Below are 16,873 nucleotides of genomic sequence, written 5' to 3'. Positions count from 1 at the left end.
ACCTGATTTACGTTACCGCTTAGTTCTGTGGTTCGTCTTCATCTGACGCAGCATCCGCCTGCAGGTCTTCACCGGCATCGTCCACTTCAGCGGCATCGACGATCACGCCGTCGACAAGCTCACCTTCAAGCTCTTCGCCTTCGACTTCCGACGGCTCCTGAACACGCTCCAGACCAACCAGCTTCTCGTCGCTGGCCAGCTTGATCAGGGTAACGCCCTGGGTGTTACGACCCAGACTGGAGACTTCGCCGACGCGGGTACGAACCAGCGTGCCCTGGTCGGAAATCAGCATGATTTCTTCGCCATCGAGCACCTGAACCGCGCCGACCAGACGGCCGTTACGCTCGTTGCTGACCATGGCGATGACGCCCTGACCGCCGCGCTTGTACTCAGGGAACTCGGAAATGGCCGTACGCTTGCCGTAGCCGCGCTCGGAAGCGGTCAGAATCTGGCTGCCTTCTTCCGGGATCAGCATCGAAATCAGCTTTTGCCCTTCTGGCAGACGCATACCACGAACACCGCGGGCGGTACGGCCCATGGCGCGCACGTCGGATTCCTTGAAGCGGGTCACCTTGCCACCGTCGGAGAACAGCATGATTTCCTGCTCGCCATCGGTAATGGCCGCAGAGATCAGGATGTCGCCCTCGTCCAGCTCAAGGGCGATGAGGCCCGAGCTGCGCTGACGGCTGAATGCAACCAGCTGGGTCTTCTTGACGGTACCGTTGGCGGTGGACATGAAGATGAATGGCGCCTTCTTCTTGTCGGCAGCCTTGATACGGGCCTTGCGCTCTTCTTCGGTCTCGCTGCTGTTTTCCGCGTCGTCCAGCTCGCCTTCCAGCGCCTCGCCTTCTTCATCGGCACGCTTGCGCATGGCTTCGAGGTCGACCGGCAGCATGGTGGTGATGTATTCGCCGTCGCTCAACGGCAACAGGTTGACCAGCGGACGACCACGGGCAGCGCGGGACGCTTCCGGAATCTCGTAGGTCTTGAGCCAGTAGACCTTGCCCTTGCTGGAGAACATCAGCAGCGTGGTGTGGCTGTTGGCGACCAGCAGGTGAGCGATGTAGTCCTCATCCTTGATGCCGGTGGCCGACTTGCCCTTGCCGCCGCGACGCTGAGCCTGATAGACCGCCAATGGCTGAGTCTTGGCATAGCCGCCGTGGGAAATGGTGACGACACGCTCTTCTTCGGTGATCAGGTCACCCAGCGTCAGGTCCAGACGCGCATCGAGGATTTCGGTGCGACGGGCATCGCCGTATTCGGAGCGGATCAGTTCCAGCTCTTCGCGGATCACTTCCATCAGGCGCGTTGCGCTGTTCAGGATGCGGATCAGCTCGCCGATCTGGTTGAGAATTTCCTGGTACTCGCCCAGCAGCTTCTCGTGCTCGAGACCGGTCAGGCGGTGCAGACGCAGTTCCAGAATGGCCTGAGCCTGTTCCGGCGACAGGAAATACTTGCCTTCACGCAGACCGTATTGCGGATCGAGGTTCTCGGGGCGGCACGAATCGGCACCGGCACGCTCGACCATCTCGACCACTGCGCTCGATTCCCAAGGCGTCTTGATCAACGCTTCTTTAGCTTCGGCAGGTGTCGGAGAGGCCTTGATGAGGGCGATGACCGGATCGATGTTGGACAGCGCAACGGCCTGACCTTCAAGGATGTGGCCACGCTCGCGCGCCTTGCGCAGTTCGAACACGGTACGGCGGGTCACCACTTCGCGGCGGTGACGAACGAAGGCTTCCAGCAGATCCTTGAGGTTCAGGATGCGCGGACGACCGTCGATCAGGGCAACGATGTTGATACCGAAAACGCTTTGCAGCTGGGTCTGGGCGTAGAGGTTGTTGAGGATAACCTCAGGCACTTCGCCGCGACGCAGCTCGATGACCACGCGCATACCGTCCTTGTCGGACTCGTCGCGCAGTTCGGTGATGCCTTCGAGTTTCTTTTCCTTGACCAGCTCGGCGATCTTCTCGATCAGACGTGCCTTGTTCAGCTGGTAAGGCAGCTCGGTGATGACGATCTGCTGGCGACCGCCCACCTTGTCGATGTCTTCGACGATGGAGCGGGCACGCATGTAAATGCGTCCACGGCCCGTGCGATAGGCTTCGATGATGCCGGCGCGACCGTTGATGATCGCCGCAGTCGGGAAATCCGGACCGGGGATGTATTGCATCAACTCGTCGATCGTCAACTCGGGGTTGTCGATCAGTGCCAGGCAACCGTCGATGACTTCACCGAGGTTGTGCGGCGGAATGTTGGTCGCCATGCCCACAGCGATACCGCTGGAACCGTTGACCAGCAGGTTGGGAATACGGGTCGGCATGACCGCCGGGATCATCTCGGTGCCGTCGTAGTTCGGCACCCAGTCCACGGTTTCCTTGTGCAGGTCGGCCAGCAGCTCGTGCGCCAGCTTGGTCATGCGCACTTCGGTGTATCGCATGGCGGCAGCGTTGTCGCCGTCAACCGAACCGAAGTTGCCCTGACCGTCTACCAGCAGGTAGCGCAGCGAGAATGGCTGAGCCATACGAACGATGGTGTCGTACACGGCGGTGTCGCCGTGCGGGTGATACTTACCGATCACGTCACCAACCACACGGGCGGATTTCTTGTACGGCTTGTTCCAGTCGTTACCCAGCTCGCTCATTGCGAACAACACGCGCCGGTGCACGGGCTTCAAGCCATCGCGTGCATCGGGCAGTGCGCGACCGACGATTACGCTCATTGCGTAGTCGAGGTAGGACTGCTTCAGCTCGTCTTCGATATTGACCGGGAGGATTTCTTTGGCCAGTTCGCCCATGAGAAGCCTGATTCCTTTTTCTGGTGAAACCTCGCAAACCCATTCGGGGTATACGAAGCTCGCCGCTGCCAGCATTTGCAGGGCAGCGACTTACGACAAATCAACGAGTTATGCCATGAATCTACGCAGCGTGGGCGACCACAATCAGTGTCCCCGATAACCGCCGGATATTACCACAATCGCCGAGGCGCTCACATCCTTTGCAGGCGCTGAAAGCAAGCCACAGACACATAACACGCCTGAGAAACGCTTACAGGCCCGTCCAGCCGCATTGCACAGCGGCGACGGGTCGGGCCTGTAGACCTCAGTGGAGGTGTTTACGGCTCATCAATTGAGCCATGCGCGCGGTATCGGGACGTTCGACAATGCCCTTTTCGGTCACGATGGCGTCGATCAGGTCTGCCGGCGTCACATCGAACACCGGGTTGAAAGCCTCGACTTCGGCGCCTACCCGCTGACCGCCCACTTCAAGCAGTTCGCGGCCGTCGCGCTCTTCGATGATGATGTCGTCGCCACTGGCCATTTCCATGTCGATGGTCGAGCTCGGTGCGACCACCATGAAGCGCACCCCGTGGTGCATGGCGGCAACAGCGAGCTGATAGGTACCGATCTTGTTCGCCACGTCGCCGTTGGCGGTGATGCGGTCGGCGCCAACGATGACCCAGGTGATGCCCTTGGTGCGCATCAGGTGCGCGGCGGCGGAATCTGCGTTCAGGGTCACCGGGATGCCTTCATTGGCCAGCTCCCATGCGGTCAGACGCGAGCCCTGCAGCCAAGGCCGGGTTTCGTCGGCGTAGACCCGCTCGATCATGCCTTCCAGATGCGCCGCACGGATCACGCCCAGCGCCGTGCCAAAGCCCCCAGTGGCCAGCGCCCCGGTATTGCAGTGGGTGAGCACCGTCTGCAGATTGCCCTGATGCTTGCGGATCAGGTCGGCGCCCAGCTGCGCCATAGTCAGATTGGCCTCGCGGTCGCTCAGGTGAATCGCCACGGCTTCGGCCTCAAGGGCCGCCAGCGGGTCATCGCCGTCCTTGACGCGCATCAGACGATCACGCATCCGGTTCAGCGCCCAGAACAGGTTCACTGCCGTCGGGCGCGAATCGGCCAGCAACTGCATGTCCTCTTCCAGCGCCGGATACCAGTCTGCACCTTGCGCGATACGCGCACGTGCGGCCAGCACCGCACCATAGGCAGCGCTGATGCCGATAGCGGGCGCGCCGCGCACGACCATCGTGCGAATCGCTTCGGCGACTCCCTCGGCGGTGGTATAGCGGTGCCAGACTTCCTCGAACGGCAGTACCCGCTGGTCCAGCAGGTACAGAGCGTCGTCTCGCCAATCGATGGCCTTAACTTTCTCTGCAGCCAACATTCGATCGCGCATCGCCAACTCCATCTTGAACATCCGAAACCCAGCATCAAAAGCAGCTGATTATAGCGAGCCGCCTGCGAAGACGCTCGGGTATACTTCGTCATCAACGTAATAAACGATGGAAACCTTCTCATGCCGAACGCTACAGCACCGCTCGACCTTTTGCTCCTGCCCGCCTGGCTGGTGCCGGTCGAGCCCGCAGGCGTCGTGCTCAAGGACCACGGCATCGGCATCCGCGATGGCTGTATCGTCTATATCGGTCCACGTGCCGAAGCGCTGCGGCAAAACGCCATGCAGGTGCAGGAACTGCCCGGCATGCTGCTCAGCCCCGGTCTGATCAACGCCCACGGCCATGCGGCGATGACCCTGTTTCGCGGGCTGGCCGATGACCTGCCACTGATGACCTGGCTGCAAGACCACATCTGGCCTGCCGAAGGCAAGTGGGTGGATGAAGACTTCGTGCGTGACGGCACAGACCTGGCCATCGCCGAGCAGCTCAAAGGCGGCATCACCTGTTTCTCCGATATGTATTTCTACCCCAAGGTGGCCGCCGAACGCGTGCACGCCAGCGGCATGCGTGCGCAGATCACCGTCCCGGTGCTGGACTTTCCGATTCCAGGTGCCCACACCACGGCTGAAGCCCTGCACAACGGCATCGAACTGTTCAACGACCTCGCTCACCATCCACGCATCAAGATCGCCTTCGGCCCGCATGCGCCCTATACCGTTAGCGATGAGAACCTGGAGAAGGTCCGGGTGATCGCCGACGAGCTGGACGCCACTATCCAGATGCACGTCCACGAGACCGCATTTGAAGTCGAACAGGCTGTCGAACAGCGCCAGGAACGACCCCTCGCCCGCCTCAACCGGCTGGGCATGCTCGGGCCGCGCTTTCAGGCCGTGCACATGACGCAGATCAGCGACGACGATCTGGCCCTGCTGGTGGAAAGCAATACCAACGTCATTCATTGCCCCGAATCCAATCTCAAGCTGGCCAGCGGTTTCTGCCCGGTCGAACGACTGTGGCAGGCCGGTGTGAACGTTGCAGTGGGCACCGACGGCGCCGCCAGCAACAATGACCTGGACCTGCTCGGCGAAACCCGCACCGCCGCCTTGCTGGCCAAGGCTGTTGCCGGTTCGGCCACGGCGCTGGATGCACACCGCGCGTTGCGCATGGCGACGCTGAACGGCGCTCGCGCCCTGGGTATTCAGGCCGAGACCGGCTCGCTGGAGATCGGCAAGGCGGCGGACATGGTCGCTTTCGACCTGTCGGGTCTGGCCCAGCAACCGATCTACGACCCGGTATCGCAGCTTATATATGCCACTGGCCGCGATTGCGTCAGCCATGTCTGGGTGGCCGGCAAGCAATTGCTCGACGCTCGCCAGCTGACTCGTATGGATGAACACGCTCTGCGCGACACCGCGATTGCGTGGGGCCAGCGTATTTCCGGTAAAGCCGAATAATTCGATTCGGACCGAACACATGCCTGTCAGGCTTATCTATAAGCCTGACTGATGAAAAGAATTTTGAGTTCAAGAGGGACACCCATGAGCAACGTCGACCGCGCAGAAATCGCCAAATTCGAGGCCCTGGCCCATCGCTGGTGGGACCGCGAAAGCGAATTCAAGCCGCTGCATGACATCAACCCGCTGCGCGTCAACTGGATCGACGAGCGTGTCGGCCTGGCGGGCAAGAAGGTGCTGGACGTCGGCTGCGGCGGCGGCATCCTCAGCGAGGCGATGGCCCTGCGCGGCGCCACGGTGACCGGCATCGACATGGGCGAAGCGCCGCTGGCCGTCGCGCAGCTGCATCAGCTCGAATCGGGTGTCAGCGTCGAGTATCGACAGATCACCGCCGAGGACATGGCCGAAGAAATGCCCGAGCAATACGATGTGGTGACCTGCCTGGAAATGCTCGAGCACGTGCCGGACCCCTCCTCGGTGATCCGCGCCTGCTATCGCATGGTCAAGCCTGGCGGCCAGGTGTTCTTCTCGACCATCAACCGCAACCCGAAAGCCTATCTGTTCGCGGTGGTCGGCGCCGAATACATCCTCAACCTGCTGCCACGCGGCACCCACGACTTCAAGAAATTCATCCGCCCTTCCGAACTGGGCGCCTGGAGCCGTGACGCCGGCCTGCAGGTCAAGGACGTCATCGGCCTGACCTACAACCCGCTGACCAAGCATTACAAGCTGACCTCCGACGTCGGCGTCAACTACATGATCCAGACCCTGCGGGAGGCATGACAGATGCGCCTGAGAGCGGTTTTATTCGACATGGACGGCACCTTGCTCGACACCGCACCGGACTTCATCGCCATTGCCCAGGCGATGCTCGCCGATCGCAACCTGCCTGCGGTACCGGACAAACTGATCCGCGATGAAGTTTCCGGCGGCGCCAGAGCCATGGTCGCGGCCAGCTTTGCGATGCCCCCCGAAGACCCACAATTCGAGGCATTGCGTCTGGAGTTTCTGGAACGCTATCAGCGTGACTGCGCCGTCCACAGCAAACTGTTCGACGGCATGGACGAACTGCTGGCCGACATCGAGAAGGCGGGTCTGATCTGGGGCGTGGTAACCAACAAACCGGTGCGCTTCGCCCAGCCCATCATGGAGCGCCTCGGCCTGGCGGAACGCTCGGCGCTGCTGATCTGCCCGGACCATGTCACACACAGCAAGCCACACCCGGAACCGATGATTCTGGCCTGCCGGATGCTTGACCTGGACCCGGCCAGCGTTCTGTTCGTAGGCGACGATCTGCGCGACATCGAGTCCGGGCGCGACGCTGGCACAAAGACCGCCGCCGTGCGCTACGGCTACATCCACCCCGACGACAACCCCGACCACTGGGGCGCCGACGTGGTGGTCGATCATCCGCTGGAATTGCGCAAGGTGCTGGATAACGCACTGTGCAGTTGCTGAACGAGGCTCTACATGTTTGATTACTCCGCGCACCCGGAACTGCTCAAGGGCCGGATCATTCTGGTTACCGGCGCCGCTCGCGGCATCGGTGCCGCAGCCGCCAAAGCCTACGCAGCACATGGCGCCACCGTCCTGCTGCTGGGCAGGACCGAAGCCAGCCTGGCGCAGGTCCATGACGAGATAAATGCAGCAGGCCAGCCGCAGCCGCTGGTCATACCCTTCGATCTGCAAAGCGCCGACCCTGCGCAGTACCACGCGCTGGCGACCATGATCGAGCGCACAGTCGGCCGTCTTGACGGGCTGCTGCACAACGCCTCGATCATCGGCCCGCGCACCTCGGTGGAACACCTGCCCGGCGAAGACTTCATGCAGGTCATGCACGTCAACGTCAATGCCACCTTCATGCTCACCCAGGCACTGCTGTCGCTGCTTCAGCGTTCGGAGGATGCGTCGATCGCCTTCACCTCCAGCAGCGTGGGCCGCAAGGGGCGCGCGCAATGGGGCGCTTACGGCGTATCGAAGTTTGCCACCGAAGGCCTGATGCAAACCCTCGCTGACGAGCTGGAAGGCGTCAGCACGGTCCGCGCCAACAGCATCAACCCAGGCGCGACCCGTACCGGCATGCGCGCGCAGGCCTACCCGGACGAAAACCCGCAGAACAATCCGGCACCTGACGAGATCATGCCGGTCTATCTGTACCTGATGGGGCCGGACAGCAAAGGCATCAATGGGCAGGCATTGAATGCCCAGTGAAGGGGGAAGGCCGTCGTGACGGAAAACCGTCAAAAAGGCTGTTTCGAGCGGCTTTTCAAGTCAAGGAATTGCCGATCCGGGGCCACTGTCAGAGAGATGGCGTCAGCTAAACCACTGATTTTAATAAGTCTGGCCAAAAATGAACCGAATGGCACCACGTCCCCTCTAACCCAGCCAAGCCAGCAATATGTGCTGAGGAGCGAAGAGATGAATTTTCCTACCCAGACCCATGCAATCGACTTCGATACGGCTGAACTGCAGCGCCTGGGTTTTAGAAATCGACCTGACGCCGCGCTTCCACCCCCGTCACTGCCCGAGCTGATCTACCAGCTTGGACGACAATTGCAGACCAGTCTTGAAGCCGAGCGGATACTGACCCTGTTCTTTCAAGGCGTACAACGGTTCCTGCCATTGAGCGGTCTGATGTATCGACATATCGAAAGCGACTTGCAGCTGCGTCTGGGCGAGATGTCATCCGACAGCGCCAGTTTTCACCTGCGTCACGAAGGCAAATGTATCGGCGAACTGGAGTTCCAGGGCGCCAGGCCATTCGACACGCGGCAACTGAGCGACCTCGAATCCCTGCTGGTCTGCCTGGTGTATCCGCTGCTGAATGCGCTGCTGTACCGCATTGCCACACAAACTGCCCTGCGTGACCCGCTGACCAGCACCGGCAACCGCATCGCCATGGATCAGGGCCTGGCCCGTGAAATCGAAATTTCACGTCGCCACAAGCAACCCCTGTCCCTGCTGATGCTGGATATCGACCACTTCAAGAAAGTGAATGATGAATACGGTCATCACACCGGTGACGATGTGCTGAAAACCGTCGCGCAGAGCCTGAAAGCGCAACTGCGCAATATCGATCGGGTGTTCCGCTATGGCGGTGAAGAGTTCGTGGTGATTCTGTCCAACACCGGCGCCGATTCTGCCGAACTGATTGGCAAGCGGCTGTGCCAGGCCGTGCGTAATCTCGAGTTTCGCGAGCTTAGCCCGGCATTGACCATGACTGTCAGCCTGGGTTGCTCGACACTGCTGCCGACTGAAACAGCCGACAGCCTGCTGCGCCGTGCCGATAATGCGCTGTACGTCGCCAAGCGCGAAGGCCGCAATCGTATCGCCATGGCCAGCTAGCTCTCTCTCCCGCCTTCTCGCCCGCCCCTACGCCTCCAGCGCGGCAACACGTCCTCGCGGCTTGACCCTGTCCAGCTGCATGCAACGCTCAAGAAACAGGTGCATGTAGTCGTAGCTTTTAGTAACGGCCTGACGCAGCTCGGCCTGCAATTGCACACTCGGCTTGTTACCCACCAGCGTACAAATGATCTCGAGCGCCTCCCAAGGGTGCGCGTCGTCGTACTGTGCATGCATCTTGAGCCACTTCATGGCTTTCTTGCGAGTCTCTTCAGGAAACGCTTCGGCGTACACACCGCTGGAGCAGACCACGGCCGACCATTCGCCGGTCGCCCCCTCAATGGCGTAGTTGGTAGCCGCCATCGCCACGGCCAGCGAATCCGATGAGCTGGTCTGCCAGCACCAGTGGCTCAGCGCGTGCAACTCGGGCGCTACCCGCTGATCGTGCAAGTCTTCAAGCGTCACCCCATGGGCCGCACACCAGTTCACCCAGTAGTCGGCATGATTGAGTTCGACGCGGATATTGCGCATCAGCCAGCGGCGCGCCATGTCTTCACCCGGGTGACGACCGAAACGGGTCTTGGTGAGGTTCTTGGCCATGTACACGGCAAATTGCTCGACGACTGGCCACCCGCCGATCAGGTAGTGGCGCATGATCTGCGGACTCAACTTTGCGTCACGCATCTGCTGGTACAGCTCGTGCTCGACCACCCGTGCTTTTGCAGCGCTGCAATCCTTGATCAACTGCTGCGCCCAGGCCGGATAACTGCTGGCTTCCATGAGCGGACCGGTTCTTTCGAAAGCGTCGATCACTGGGGTATCTCCTTATGAGGGTTTCAACTGATTAACGTAGCGTTCCTGGCGCGCCGAACATCAGGGGGTCAGGCCGTACGGGCTGAATATAAAGACTCTCGCAAGTGAACAATTCAGGGCGGGAAATCAGATAGCCCTGTGCAAAATCCACGCCCATTTCCTGCAACGCAGATTCGATCTGCGGCGTTTCAACGTACTCTGCAATGGTGCGTTTGCCCATGACATGACCGATATTATTGATCACCTCGACCATAGCCTTATTGATCGGATTGTCGAGCATGTCCTTTACAAAACTGCCATCGATCTTGAGGAAATCCACCGGCAAATGCTTGAGATAGGCAAAAGACGACATGCCCGAGCAGAAATCATCAAGGGAAAACTGACAACCCAGGCCCTTCAACTCATTGATGAATCTGATCGCACTTTGCAGGTCGGCAATCGCACTGGTCTCGGTGATCTCGAAGCAGATCATCCCGGGCGATACGGCAAACGTCTTGAATTGCTGTTTCAGGTATTCGAGAAACGTATCATCGCCGATACTCGATCCAGACAAATTTATAGCACATAGCGCCTGAGGCACCTGATGCCGATCATCACTCTGGCACTGGGCTATGACTTTGAACACATTGTGCACCACCCACCTATCCAGCGTAGTCATGAGCCCATAGCGCTCGGCGGCCGGAATGAAATTGTCCGGCACGACCATTCGTCCAGACTCGTCGCGCAGGCGCAGGAGGATTTCAATGTGTCGTACTTCGCCCGCTTCACCCTTTATCGAGGCGATTTCCTGCGCATAAAGGCAAAAGCGATTTTCGTCCATGGCCATGTGCAGCCGCTGTATCCAGGCCATCTCACCAAAACGCATCGACAGCGTCAGGTCATCCACACTGTAGGCCTGGACCCGGTTGCGACCTCTTTCCTTGGCCATATAACAGGCCATGTCGGCGGCAGACAATGACCCTTCCAGAGACGCAGGTGTGTCGCCGAGGTGCACCAGGCCAATACTGACGGTAGTCATGAATGGCCGACCTTTCCACATGAAATGCAAACGCTGCACCGCCTCGCGCAACGCCTCGGCAATATCGAGCGCCGTTTCGTCAGGACAATCGACCAGCAGCACGCCGAACTCGTCACCTCCCAACCGGGCCAGCGTATCCCCCTCGCGCAAGCCCTCCGGCAAGGCCCGACACAGCTGGCGCAGCAGTTCATCGCCCGCCGCATGACCACCGGTATCATTGACCAGCTTGAACTGGTCCAGATCGAGAAACATCAGGCAATGGCTCCGGCCCTGACCGCAGTCTTCGTCGAGCACGCGCTGCAAACGGCGCTCGAATTCGCTGCGGTTGACCAGGCCGGTCAGCGGATCGTGGGCAGCCTGCCAGGACAGATCGGCGATGTACTGCTGCTCCTGGGTCATGTCATGCAGCACCAGCACCGCGCCACTGATCACGCCTTCGGTGTAGATCGGCGTGCCGACCAGCGCAACGGACACCGTGCTGCCATCAAGGCGCTGGATCAGCTTGCTGTTGGCGCTGCCACCCTTGAGCTTGCCGGCGATGATCTGCTCGACCAGCGTTGACTGGTCCTTCTGATCGTTTTCATCCAGCAGATTGAACAGCGCAGCCAGCGGAAGCCCGCTGGCCTGATTGGCTTTCCAGTGGGTGAGGCCCTCGGCGGCCGGGTTCATGTAGACGATGGCACCGGCCACATCGATGGTGATCACCCCGTCGCCGATGGACTCCAGGGTGATCTGCGCCCGCTCCTTCTCCAGTTGCAGGGCGTCGGCAAACACGCGGCGCTGGACGATCAGACGACGCACCCGCAGCAGCGCCAGAAGAATCAATATCACGGCGGTGACCAGATTGACCGCTATCAACAGGTTGAGGATCAGCCTGGAGCCTTCGCCCAGCGCATCACTGAACGCGCGCGCAGCAGGCGTGACGCCTTCATCGATCACATTGATCTGCTCGCGCCATTGATCGACCTCGGCGGCGCTCACAGCGCCCTGCCCGACCCGCTCATGAATATGCCGCGCAAGCTCATCGAGCTGCATGAGATAGCCGTCACCCACTTCCCAGAAGTGAATAACCTGCTTCATGAAGCTGAAGCTGTGGAAATTCAGGTACATCCAGATGATGCCGTTTACGTCATCGGGGTGATTGCCGCCCTGAATGATTCCACTTCTGGCATCGGCCAGGGACGGATTGGGCTGATCGAGGGCCTTGCGTAGCGCGTGGCCGCCCTGAGGTACGGAAAAGGCTTTTTGATACTTGAGGTAGTCACGCTCATCATGCCGGTTGGCGTACAGGCTCAGGTAGTGGATAGCGTCCTTCTGCCCCTTGGACCAGAGACTTTCCCCCGCCACATAGCTGCGCACGGCAGACATGGTGTAGAGACTGACGCATCCCAGCAACGCCTGAAACAGCGCGACAGCAATGAAAGGCCACACAATGCCCAACAGACGGGGCTTGGAGAAGATCCATGGTTGCTTCATGGGTTTCACGTCACCACATGCCTGAATAAACGTCTAGCGCAGAGACTAGGCTAAATTCGCCCTTGAGGGCAGGTGATTCTCCCGCAATCGGGCCAACCTGTGCGCTGATCGAGGCTTCGCGCATCAGATTTGTTGCAAATGTCCGTACAGTTTGGCGTACAGACCTCCATCGGCAATCAGTTGCTGATGGTCACCGTCTTCCACGATACGCCCGCCGTCGAACACCAGTACACGGTCGGCCTGCTTCACGGCCGACAGGCGATGGGCAATGATCAGCGTCGTACGGCTGCGCAGAAAACGTGCGAGCGCCTGATGCAGGTTGTACTCGGTGGCCGCGTCCAGCGCCGAGGTGGCCTCATCGAGGATCACCACCTTGGGGTCGGACAGCACCATGCGGGCGATGGCCATGCGCTGGCGCTGGCCGCCCGACATTCTGACTCCGGAGCGTCCGACCACGCTGTCCAGGCCCTGTGGCAGATCGCGTATAGCAGGGTCGAGTTGCGCAACCTCCAGCGCGCGCCAGCAGTCTTCATCGCTGCAGTCACGGCCCATGGTCAGGTTGGCGCGCACGGTGTCATTGAACAGGGCCGGATGCTGCAGCACCACGGCGACGTTCTCGCGCACAGTCTCCAGGCCGATATCCTGCTGGCTGACGCCGCCAAAACGGATCACCCCGGTACGCGCCGTATAGAGACCCAGCAGCAACTGCACCAAGGTGCTCTTGCCGCCGCCGCTGGCACCGACAATGGCGACCTTTTCTCCCGGCGCGATGTTCAGGTTCAACTGGTCCAGCACCAGGTCTTCGCCATAGCCGAAGGTCAGGCCACGCACCTCGACCCCTACGGTTTCCTTGCCTCCGAACGGGTCGGTGCCACCGGCATATTGCGGCTCGTCGGCACGCGCCAGCAACTCGTTGATGCGCGTCAGCGCCCCGCCCGCCGCGTAGTAGGCGTATTGCAGGTTCAGCAGTTGCTCGACCGGCGTCATCATGAACCACAGGTAGCTGAACACCGCGAGCATCTGCCCGATGGACAGGTCCGAGAACAACACCGTAAGCATTGCCGCGGCGCGAAAGATATCGATACCGAACTGGAACAGCAGCCCGCTGGCACGGCCCGAGGCGTCGCTTTTCCACTGTGAATTGATCGCGTAGTCACGCACTTCCTGCGCGCGTAAGCCCAGGCGCCCCAGAAAGAAGCCTTGCCGGTTCCCTGCCCTGACTTCCTGAATCGCATCCAGCGTCTCGCTCAGCGCCTGGGTAAACCGCGACGTGCTGTCGTTCTCCAGCTTCTTGAGGTGCTTGACGCGCTTGCCCAGTTTCACCGTGAGCAGAATGACCAGCGGGTTGAACAGCATGATCAGCAGCGCCAGCTTCCAGTGCATCCACATCAGAATGCCCGCAGTGCCTGCCAGGGTCAGCGTGGCCACCAACAGGCGACTGAGGGTTTCACCGACGAACTTGTCCAGCGTATCCAGATCGGTGACCAGGTGCGTGGTCACCGTGCCGCTGCCCAGGCTTTCGTATTCACGCAGGGAAATGCGCTTTAGCCGCTCGATCAGCCGCAGCCGGATACGATAGACGATGTCCTTGGCCAGCCCGGCGAACAGCCGCGCCTGCAACACATTGAACACCAGCGCTCCGACCCGCAGCACCAGCGTTAACGACAGCATCAGGCCAATGTAGCCCGCCGCCTTTTGCCAGTTGCCAGGCAGCAGGTGATCCATGACCTTGAGCGCAGCATCGCCACGGCCCAGCAACACCTCGTCGACCAGCAACGGCAGCAGCAACGGGATAGGCACACTGCACAGTGTGGCCAGCACCGCGACACCGTTGGCCAGCCACAGGGACTTTTTATGCCGTAAGGCGAGACGACGGATCTCGGCCCAGCTCAATGCATCGCTGCGCGTGGCGTGCGGCTGTCGGGCAGCCTCAGGCACTTCATCATGCACTGGCTGCACGCTCCAGCCATCGACCCAGCAAGGGCGCAAGGCTGCTCAGCGGCTGATAACCGTTGGTCAGCAACGCCAGCTGACCGTTACGCTCGGCCAGCAGGGTCGGGAAGCCGGCAATGCCCAGATCCTGTGCCCAGGCGAAATCGGCGGCGGTGGCCGCCTGCCGTTGCGGACTTTCGAACTCATCGGCAAATGCCTGACGCGACAGCCCCGTCTGCTCCGCGAGCTCAGCCAGCAATGACGGACGCGTTACGTCCCGGGCTTCGCTGTAGAACGCCCGCTGGATGAGTCCGACCAGTTGCCAGGCGCGATCCGGGTCCAGCTGCCGTGCCGCAGTCACGGCCAGGCAGGCAGGCGTGGTGTCGTAGACAAACCCTTCCGGCAGCGCACCTTCGCGACGAAACGGCTGGCCGGTGGCCTCTTCGACCGCCTGCCAGTGCTCAAGAATGTAACGACGCTTGGCCGGCTCCAGCGCCGCACCTTCGGAGCGCAGACCGCCCATGACCAGATGCAGCGGCACGCCCGCCGCCCGAGCCTGTTGCACCAACGCGTCGGCAACCGGAGCGAAGCCCCAGCACCAGGAGCACATCGGGTCCATGACATAGATCAGGCGGGCAGACATGGCTCAGGCCTCGGAAGGTAAACGATAGTTGCGACCGATCGGATGAGGCTGGTTACGTGCCTTGGCCAGTTCGATCTGCTTTTGCCGGTCGATGGCGCTGCGACGCGTCTTCTCGCTCAGCGAATCCCAGCAATGCGGGCAGCTGACGCCCGGCGAGTAATGCTCGCTGGCGCGGTCTTCGGCACTGATAGGCGTACGGCAGGCGTGGCACTGATCATAATCGCCTTCGGTCAGGTCGTGTCGCACCGTGACCCGATTGTCGAACACGAAACACTCGCCGCGCCAGTGGCTTTCCTGCTCGGGGACCTCTTCCAGGTACTTGAGAATGCCGCCCTTGAGGTGATAGACCTCTTCGAAGCCCTCGCCGAGCATGTAACTCGACGCTTTTTCGCAGCGGATGCCACCGGTGCAGAACATGGCGACCTTCTTGTGCACTGCCGGGTCGAAATGCGCCTTGATGTATTCCGGAAACTCTCGAAACGACGTGGTCTTCGGGTCGATGGCGCCCTCGAAGGTGCCGATCGACACTTCATAATCGTTGCGGGTATCGATCAGCAGCACTTCCGGATCGCTGATCAGGTCGTTCCAGTCCTTAGGCTCAACGTACGTACCGACGCTCTTGTTCGGGTCGACGCCTTCGACGCCCAGGGTCACGATCTCTTTCTTGAGCTTGACCTTGGTGCGATAGAACGGCTGCTCGTCGCAGTAGGACTCCTTGTGGTCGATGTCGATCAGGCGCGGGTCGTTCTTCAACCACGCCATCAGGCCATTGATGCCTTCGCGACTGCCGGACACCGTGCCGTTGATGCCCTCGTCGGCGATCAACAGCGTGCCCTTGATGCCGTTGTCGATCATCGCCTGCAACAGCGGCTCGCGCAGTTCCACGTAATCGCTGAGGGTAACGAACTTGTACAGCGCAGCCACGACGATCGGCTGAGTCATCGGCTCTTGAGTCATGTATCTCTCCAGTGGCGACCCTCGCAAAGGGCCTACCGGGTAAAAAATTGCGGACCAAAAAAACGCACCGGCCAGGCGGCGCGGTGCGGATTCTAGCAAAAACCGGAGTACAGCAGACAGCTCGGCGGGTCAATCGACCCGGCAAGCGGAGCGGATCAGTAAAAAACCCTGATCAATGCCCGCCGGCACAGGTCGGCGAAGCAGGCGCTGCACCGATCTTCGACCATTCTTCAGGCGTGTAAGTGTGCAGCGCCAGCGCATGAAACTCGCCCATGAGCGGGCCCAGCGTGGCGTAAACCTTCTGGTGCCGCTTGACCGAGTTCAGGCCCTGAAACTGATCACTGACCAGAACAGCCTTGTAATGGGTCTGCTGACCACGACTGTGCATATGACTCTCGTCGAGCACTTGCAGGTGATGCGGTTGCAGCAGCGCAAGCGCCGACTCGATTCGTTGTTGCATGGTCATGATGGAAATCGCCTGTCAGGGCTTTTTAGCCGGAGCCGGAGCAGCTGCCTTGGCAGGTTCCAGTTCGGCAGTCATGTCAGCCAGCAGCTTGTTGACGACCGGAACAGCGCTTTCCAGCTTGCTCTGGGTCAGCTGGGCCGACTGCTGAGCCAGCTCAGGCATCTTGGTCATCACTTTCTTGCCCAGTGGCGACTGGTAGAACGCAACCAGATCCTTCAGCTCGCTTTCGGTGAAGTTGGCGGTGTACAGCTTGACCATCTCAGGCTTGAGCTTGTTCCAGCCAATGGCTTGGTCCAGAGCGGTGTTGGCCTTGGCCTGATAGGTTTCAAGCAGGGCTTTTTTCGACGCAGGTGCCTTGGTTTCAGCAAAACGCTGAGCGAACATCTGCTGAACCTGAGCGTAGACCGGAGCGCCCAGGCGATCGGCGTTGGCAAGCTTCAGGAACGTTTCGGCGCTCGCGTTGTGACTGGCGGTGTCGGCGAAGACCTGGCCGCTGGCACAGACCAGGGCTACCGCGGTACAAATGGCACGAAGACGGGTCATCGAGTTTCCTTATCTAGCAAACGAGGCATTACCCCAGGGCCGACCATTCTGCG

Annotated in this window: 14 protein-coding genes; 5 read left to right on the top strand and 9 right to left on the bottom strand. The window is 60.6% G+C overall.

The features are described 5' to 3' along the window. Positions 1 to 19: 19 nt before the first annotated feature. A complete protein-coding gene (gyrA, locus tag LIX91_RS02460; protein WP_226487924.1) occupies positions 20 to 2,797 on the bottom strand; it encodes a DNA gyrase subunit A in 2,778 nt (925 codons plus the stop codon). Between the two features lie 304 nt (positions 2,798 to 3,101). After that, positions 3,102 to 4,178, bottom strand: a complete 1,077-nt coding sequence (gene mtnA, locus LIX91_RS02455; RefSeq protein WP_003418118.1) for an S-methyl-5-thioribose-1-phosphate isomerase — start codon at positions 4,176 to 4,178, stop codon at positions 3,102 to 3,104. Between the two features lie 120 nt (positions 4,179 to 4,298). Between mtnA and LIX91_RS02450 the strand changes: the two genes are divergently transcribed. From LIX91_RS02450 to LIX91_RS02430, 5 genes are all read left to right on the top strand, one after another. Continuing rightward, positions 4,299 to 5,630, top strand: a complete 1,332-nt coding sequence (locus LIX91_RS02450; protein WP_100073069.1) for a TRZ/ATZ family hydrolase — start codon at positions 4,299 to 4,301, stop codon at positions 5,628 to 5,630. 84 nt (positions 5,631 to 5,714) lie between these two features. Further along, on the top strand, positions 5,715 to 6,413 hold the full coding sequence (gene ubiG, locus LIX91_RS02445) for a bifunctional 2-polyprenyl-6-hydroxyphenol methylase/3-demethylubiquinol 3-O-methyltransferase UbiG (protein WP_003369710.1): 699 nt from the start codon (positions 5,715 to 5,717) through the stop codon (positions 6,411 to 6,413). A 3-nt stretch (positions 6,414 to 6,416) separates the two neighbouring features. Further along, positions 6,417 to 7,088 (top strand): N-acetylmuramic acid 6-phosphate phosphatase MupP, encoded by a 672-nt coding sequence (gene mupP / locus LIX91_RS02440; protein WP_103696734.1) that lies wholly within the window; start codon positions 6,417 to 6,419, stop codon positions 7,086 to 7,088. Positions 7,089 to 7,100: 12 nt separating this feature from the next. Further along, positions 7,101 to 7,841, top strand: a complete 741-nt coding sequence (locus LIX91_RS02435) for a YciK family oxidoreductase (protein WP_003418126.1) — start codon at positions 7,101 to 7,103, stop codon at positions 7,839 to 7,841. 207 nt (positions 7,842 to 8,048) lie between these two features. Further along, positions 8,049 to 8,975: a GGDEF domain-containing protein gene (locus LIX91_RS02430; RefSeq protein WP_226487923.1), complete on the top strand. Its 927-nt coding sequence runs from the start codon at positions 8,049 to 8,051 to the stop codon at positions 8,973 to 8,975. 27 nt (positions 8,976 to 9,002) lie between these two features. Here LIX91_RS02430 and LIX91_RS02425 read toward each other — a convergent pair whose 3' ends face one another. The 7 genes from LIX91_RS02425 to LIX91_RS02395 form a co-directional block, all read right to left on the bottom strand. Beyond that, complete coding sequence (locus tag LIX91_RS02425) at positions 9,003 to 9,785, bottom strand: TenA family transcriptional regulator (RefSeq protein WP_003418131.1); 783 nt, start codon at positions 9,783 to 9,785, stop codon at positions 9,003 to 9,005. Between the two features lie 31 nt (positions 9,786 to 9,816). Then, complete coding sequence (locus LIX91_RS02420) at positions 9,817 to 12,279, bottom strand: EAL domain-containing protein (protein ID WP_032703083.1); 2,463 nt, start codon at positions 12,277 to 12,279, stop codon at positions 9,817 to 9,819. Positions 12,280 to 12,402: 123 nt separating this feature from the next. After that, positions 12,403 to 14,229, bottom strand: coding sequence for an ABC transporter ATP-binding protein (locus LIX91_RS02415; protein WP_226487947.1), 1,827 nt, complete (start codon positions 14,227 to 14,229; stop codon positions 12,403 to 12,405). Beyond that, complete coding sequence (locus LIX91_RS02410) at positions 14,222 to 14,854, bottom strand: DsbA family protein (protein ID WP_003418139.1); 633 nt, start codon at positions 14,852 to 14,854, stop codon at positions 14,222 to 14,224. Before LIX91_RS02410 ends, LIX91_RS02415 begins: the two co-directional genes overlap by 8 nt. 3 nt (positions 14,855 to 14,857) lie before the next feature. Then, positions 14,858 to 15,811: a rhodanese-related sulfurtransferase gene (locus LIX91_RS02405; RefSeq protein WP_410524737.1), complete on the bottom strand. Its 954-nt coding sequence runs from the start codon at positions 15,809 to 15,811 to the stop codon at positions 14,858 to 14,860. 172 nt (positions 15,812 to 15,983) lie between these two features. Next, positions 15,984 to 16,277 carry a BolA family protein gene (locus LIX91_RS02400; RefSeq protein WP_003314638.1) on the bottom strand — a complete coding sequence of 98 codons (294 nt, stop codon included), beginning with the start codon at positions 16,275 to 16,277 and terminating at the stop codon, positions 15,984 to 15,986. Positions 16,278 to 16,292: 15 nt separating this feature from the next. Next, entirely contained in the window at positions 16,293 to 16,820 is a 528-nt protein-coding gene (locus tag LIX91_RS02395) for a DUF2059 domain-containing protein (protein ID WP_003314637.1), read from the bottom strand. Positions 16,821 to 16,873: the final 53 nt, after the last annotated feature.

Origin of the sequence: Pseudomonas sp. B20, from assembly GCF_020515755.1 — a bacterium.
Taxonomy (GTDB): domain Bacteria; phylum Pseudomonadota; class Gammaproteobacteria; order Pseudomonadales; family Pseudomonadaceae; genus Aquipseudomonas; species Aquipseudomonas syringae.
The sequence above is the reverse complement of the archived record's forward strand: the minus strand, read 5'-3'. Positions and strand labels throughout refer to the sequence as shown.